Origin of the sequence: Actinoplanes sp. NPDC051633, from assembly GCF_040681735.1 — a bacterium.
Lineage (GTDB): Bacteria > Actinomycetota > Actinomycetes > Mycobacteriales > Micromonosporaceae > Actinoplanes.
This window is the reverse complement of record NZ_JBFAZH010000573.1, coordinates 1-4994: the sequence shown is the minus strand read 5'-3', so window position 1 is coordinate 4994 and position 4994 is coordinate 1. Positions and strand designations below refer to the sequence as shown.

At 52.9% G+C, this 4994-nt stretch carries 3 protein-coding genes; 2 read left to right on the top strand and 1 reads right to left on the bottom strand.

Features of this window, described 5'->3' with window-relative positions:
* Positions 1-72: 72 nt before the first annotated feature.
* A complete protein-coding gene (gene cas6 / locus AB0M20_RS26885; RefSeq protein ID WP_364302792.1) occupies positions 73-807 on the top strand; it encodes a CRISPR-associated endoribonuclease Cas6 in 735 nt (244 codons plus the stop codon).
* A 1174-nt stretch (positions 808-1981) separates the two neighbouring features.
* On the opposite strand, the gene AB0M20_RS26880 is transcribed toward cas6, so the two are convergent.
* The gene (locus AB0M20_RS26880; protein WP_364302790.1) at positions 1982-4039 is read right to left on the bottom strand and encodes a S9 family peptidase; all 2058 of its coding nucleotides are present in this window, start codon (positions 4037-4039) and stop codon (positions 1982-1984) included.
* A 135-nt stretch (positions 4040-4174) separates the two neighbouring features.
* On the opposite strand from AB0M20_RS26880, the gene AB0M20_RS26875 reads away from it, so the two are divergent.
* Positions 4175-4994: FAD-binding oxidoreductase (locus AB0M20_RS26875; RefSeq protein ID WP_364302788.1), on the top strand; the 820-nt coding region annotated here is incomplete at its 3' end.

Genomic DNA, 4994 nt, shown 5'->3' with positions numbered 1-4994 from the left:
CTCATTTCCTGAGATAGAGGAAGAAGACTATAATTATTTTAAAGAAAAAAATAAGGAATTTAAAGAGTTATTATGATAAATAAAATTACAGTAGAGTTAGATTTACCAGATAATATTCGATTTCAATATTTAGGAAGTATTTTACATGGTGTATTAATGGATTATCTTCCTAATGATATTGCTGACCAATTACATCATGAATTCGCTTATAGTCCATTGAAACAAAGAATATATTATAAAAGTAAAAAAGTAATTTGGGAAATTGTATGTATGTCAGATAATTTATTAAAGGAGATTGTTAAACTATTTAGTTCTAAAAATAGTTTGCTTTTGAAATATTATCAAACAAATATTGACATTCAATCATTTCAAATCGAGAAGATAAATGTTCAGAACATTATGAACCAACTTTTGCAAACAGAAGATCTAAATCGTTATGTACGTCTTAATATTCAGACACCTATGTCTTTTAAATATCAGAGTAGTTACATGATTTTTCCTGATGTTAAACGTTTTTTTAGAAGTATTATGATACAATTTGATGCTTTTTTTGAAGAATATAAAATGTACGACAAAGAAACATTAGATTTTTTAATGAAAAATGTTAATATTGTCGACTACAAATTGAAAAGTACACGTTTTAACTTAGAAAAAGTTAAAATTCCTTCGTTTACAGGAGAAATGGTGTTTAAAATTAAAGGCCCCTTACCTTTTTTACAGTTAACTCATTTTTTATTAAAGTTTGGCGAATTTTCAGGTTCAGGTATGAAAACAAGCTTAGGTATGGGAAAATATAGTATAATTTAATTAAGACATAGTTAAAATTTAGTTGTCAAAAAATGTGACATTTAGCGTCTATAGTACAGGTGATTTGTCACTATTTTTGACAGTAAATTTTGCCTTCGAACTATTGATATGATTGGTTTTAAAGAACTGTCATTCGCTAACCACCCCGCCGAAAAGGGGACGAGAACAAGCAACTAGCTCATCGTTTTCCGTAGCAAATTCAAATTCGCTAACCACCCCGCCGAAAAGGGGACGAGAACAGATTAAAACTATCCAAACCCACACCGGCACATCTAAATTCGATAACCACCCCGCATAAAAGGGGACGAGAACTCATTTCTATCCATTCAATATAAGTTTCACGTTGAAATTCGATAACACCCCGCATAAAAGGGGACGAGAACTCAATAAGCCACGAATTAATGTATACGATATCTCTAATTCGATAACCACTCCGCAAAAAAGGGGACGAGTATTTTTAGCGTAGTAGCAAATATTAAAAAATATATTTGATTTGATAAACTATCATACGTATCTCAATATTATCAGGTATTCCTAGTTCTCAAGACATGAGTTTAGGAAGATGAGTATTTTTAAGATTTTGTAATTTTTTATTAAATATATTTCTGGAAAGATTTTTTTATAACAGTTGTACCATTTTTATAATTGATATTGTTTAGAATATAAAAGTTACTTTACTTGAAGTATCTGGAAGATGTGTAGGTAAATTGTTTAAATAATAACTTTTAGATATTTCATTGGGTAATATCTAAATATTATAATAAGTATTAAATTACTTTCCGAAACATGAGGTAATATATGAAGATTATAAAAATTTCACACGGGAGCTATGTTGGCTGTTAGTCTATTTTAAGTGAAAGATGTCCTCAATTTTAGATAAGGTGTAAAGAAACGGGGATTAAATGTATTATCAAAAATTGGCTAATTGATGATATTTAAAAATGAGGGGATAGAAAAATATGATTGAACTTAACAAATTTATTAAAGTACCGGATTTAAATAAAACTAAAATAAAGTTTAATATGAATGCAGGAAATGTTGAAATAAGAGCTTGGGATTTACTTTTTAAAGAAGATGAAACTGAATGGGAACAAATTAATGCATGGAAAACGAAACATCCAAATAACAATTTGAATCATGCAGATTATCTACTAGCTTTTGCTCAATATTATCCCTATGGCCCAGAATATTTTATTTTTGGGTCCTCTTTCCAGGCGTCGTAGCGCCCGCTCGGACCGCCGTGACCGGCGCCCATCTCGGTCTTGAGCAGGTACGACCCCTGTGGCGCCGTCGCTCTCAACCGCGCGATCCACTTCGTCGGCTCGTGATAGAGCACCCGGGTGTCGTTGAGCCCCGACATCGCCAGGATCTTGGGATAGCGCACGTCCCGCACGTTCTCGTACGGGCTGTACGACTTCATGTACCGGTACACATCCGCCGACTCCAGCGGGTTCCCCCACTCCTCCCACTCGGTCACCGTGAGCGGCAACGACGGATCGAGGATCGTGGTCAACGGGTCGACGAACGGCACCTGGGCCACGATCCCGGCGAACGTCTCGGGCGCCAGGTTCGCCACCGCACCCATCAGCAGCCCACCGGCCGAACCGCCCCGGGCCACCAGCCGGTCCGGCGCCGTCCAGGCGCCCTTCACCAAGGCGTCCGCACAGGCCACGAAGTCGGTGAACGTGTTCCTCTTGGCCAGCAGCTTGCCGTCCTCATACCACCGCCGGCCCATCTCGCCGCCGCCGCGGATGTGCGCGATCGCATACACGACACCGCGATCCAGCAGGGACAGGCGTGGGATCGAGAAGTACGGGTCGATGCTGTACTCGTACGACCCGTAGCCGTAGAGCAGCAGCGGCGCCGACCCGTCGCGCTGCACACCCTTGCGCGCGACGATCGAGATCGGGATGCGGGTGCCGTCGTCGGCCTGCGCCCACTCGCGGAACTGGTCGTACTGCTCAGGGTCGTATCCGCCCAGCACCGGCCGCTGCTTGCGCAGGGTCATCTCGCGGGTCACCAGGTCGACGTCGTAGACCGAATCCGGCGTGATCATCGACGTGTAGCCGATCCGGACCGTGCTCGTGTCGTACTCCGGATTGCTCGACAGCCCGACGCTGTAGAGCGGCTCGGGGAACTCGACGTCGTAGGAATCCGTGCTGCCGTCGGCGATCACCCGCAGCCCGGTCAAGCCGTCCTTGCGCAGCGAGATGACCACATGCCGCTGGAACGAGTCGACCGACTCCAGCCGGATGCCGGGCTGCTCCGCGATCAGCTCGACCCACTCGCCCGGGGCGTCCGCCGACGTGTACGCCAGCGCGAAATCCTCGGCCTCGCGGTTGTGCAGGATCAGGAACCGGTGGCCGTGATGCTCCACCGTGTACTCCACGCCCTGCTGCCGCGGCGCGATGACGGCCGGCTCCGAGGTCGGGGCGTCGGCCGGAATCACGTACACCTCAGAAGTGATCTTGCTATGCACGTCGATCAGGATGAACTTCTCGCTGCGGGTCAGCCCGACACCCACGAAGAAGCGCTCGTCCGGCTCCTCGAACACGATCGTGTCCTCGGCGGCGGGACGGCCGACCAAATGCCGCCACACGCGATAGGGCCGCCACGCGTCGTCCACCGTGATGTAGAACAGCGCGGACGCGTCCAGCGACCAGGCACTGCCGTAAGCCGCATCGGTGATCTCGTCGGCCAGCACCTCACCCGTGCGCAGATCCTTGATCCGCACGGTGAAGCGCTCGTCGCCGGTGTAGTCGGTGGAGAACGCCAGCCAGTGCCCGTCGGGGCTCACGTCGAACGTGCCGAGCTGGAAGAACTCGTGCCCCTCGGCCAGCTCGTTGCCGTCGAGGAGCACCTCCTCGCCCGGACCACCCTCGGTCGGCGGCGCCGTCTCGCCCGGGCGGACCGGCACGCGGCAGTGGATCCCGTACTGCTTGCCCTCCTCGGTGCGCACGTAATACCAGTACGCACCCTTGCGGACCGGAACGGTCAGATCGGTCTCCAAGGTCCGCGACTTGATCTCACCGAAGATCGTGTCGCGCAACGCACCGAGATGCTCGGTGGCCCGCTCGGTCCACGCGTTCTCGGCTTTCAGGTACGCGATCGTGTCGGGATTGTCCTTGTCCGCCAGCCACGCGAACTCGTCGATCACGGTGTCGCCGTGGTGCGTCCGCTCGCTGGTCACGCGCGCGGCCACCGGAGGCCCGTCAGGCAGATTGGTCGTCACCCCGCACAGATTACCGGCGCATCCCCCCTGCTCAGCGTCGACTAGTCCCACGAACAGCCCTCCCCACCGCGATTAGAACATGTGTACGATACGCCAGAATGGACGATCTTCGGGGCCTTCTATTAGGGGATGACGATGCCCGCGACTCCACCGCTGCCCGGCCGGGAGCCGGTGCTGCGTGCGCTGGCCGACATCTGCGGGCCGGATTTCGCGCGTGCGGCCCGCTCGGTCGACGCGGTGGCCGGCCGCCGGGTCAGCTTCGTCGCGGTCCCGGCGACCCCCCGCCAGGTCGAGGACATCATCCGGCTGGCCGCTGAGCGCGGCCTCGCCACCATGTCCCGGGGTTCCGGAAGCAAAATCGACTGGGGTACGCCGCCCGCAGGCGTCGACCTGCTGATTGACGCCGGCCGGCTCGGTGGCATGTGGAACCACGACACCGAGGGGCGGTCCGCCGAGGCCGGCGCCGGCACGCCGGTGCGCGCTTTGCAGGCGGCGCTCGCGTTGCGCGGCCAGCGATTGGCGGTCGACCCGCCGTCGCGCACCGCAACGCTCGGCGGCATGCTGGCGGTCAACGAGTCCGGCCCGCTGCGGCATCGCTTCGGCGCTCCCGAGGCGCAGATCTCCGAAGTGAGCTTTGTGGACTTCGAGGGCGCCCGCCGCACCGCCCCGCCCGCCGAACTGTCCGAAGTGTTCGGTGTGATCATGTCGGCGAAACTGCGGCTGCAACCGCTGCCGGCCGCCCGGCGTTGGGTGACCGTCCCGGTGACCACGCCGCTGCAGGTCTACACCGTGGTCGGCGAGGCGCTGGCGGCCGAGGTCGACCCGAGCGCCGTCGAGGTCGACCTGCCGACACCCGAGGCGGGGCGCGCCGGCGAGCAGCCGCCCGGCTCGGTCGCGGTGCTGCTGGAGGGCGAGGCGGCCGAGGTCGGCGACCGGTCGGGCCGCTTGACGCGGG

Excerpts from the sequence above, each read along its gene's own strand:
- cas6 (WP_364302792.1), top strand. The coding sequence starts at position 73 with ATGATAAATAAAATTACAGTAGAGTTAGATTTACCAGATAATATTCGA.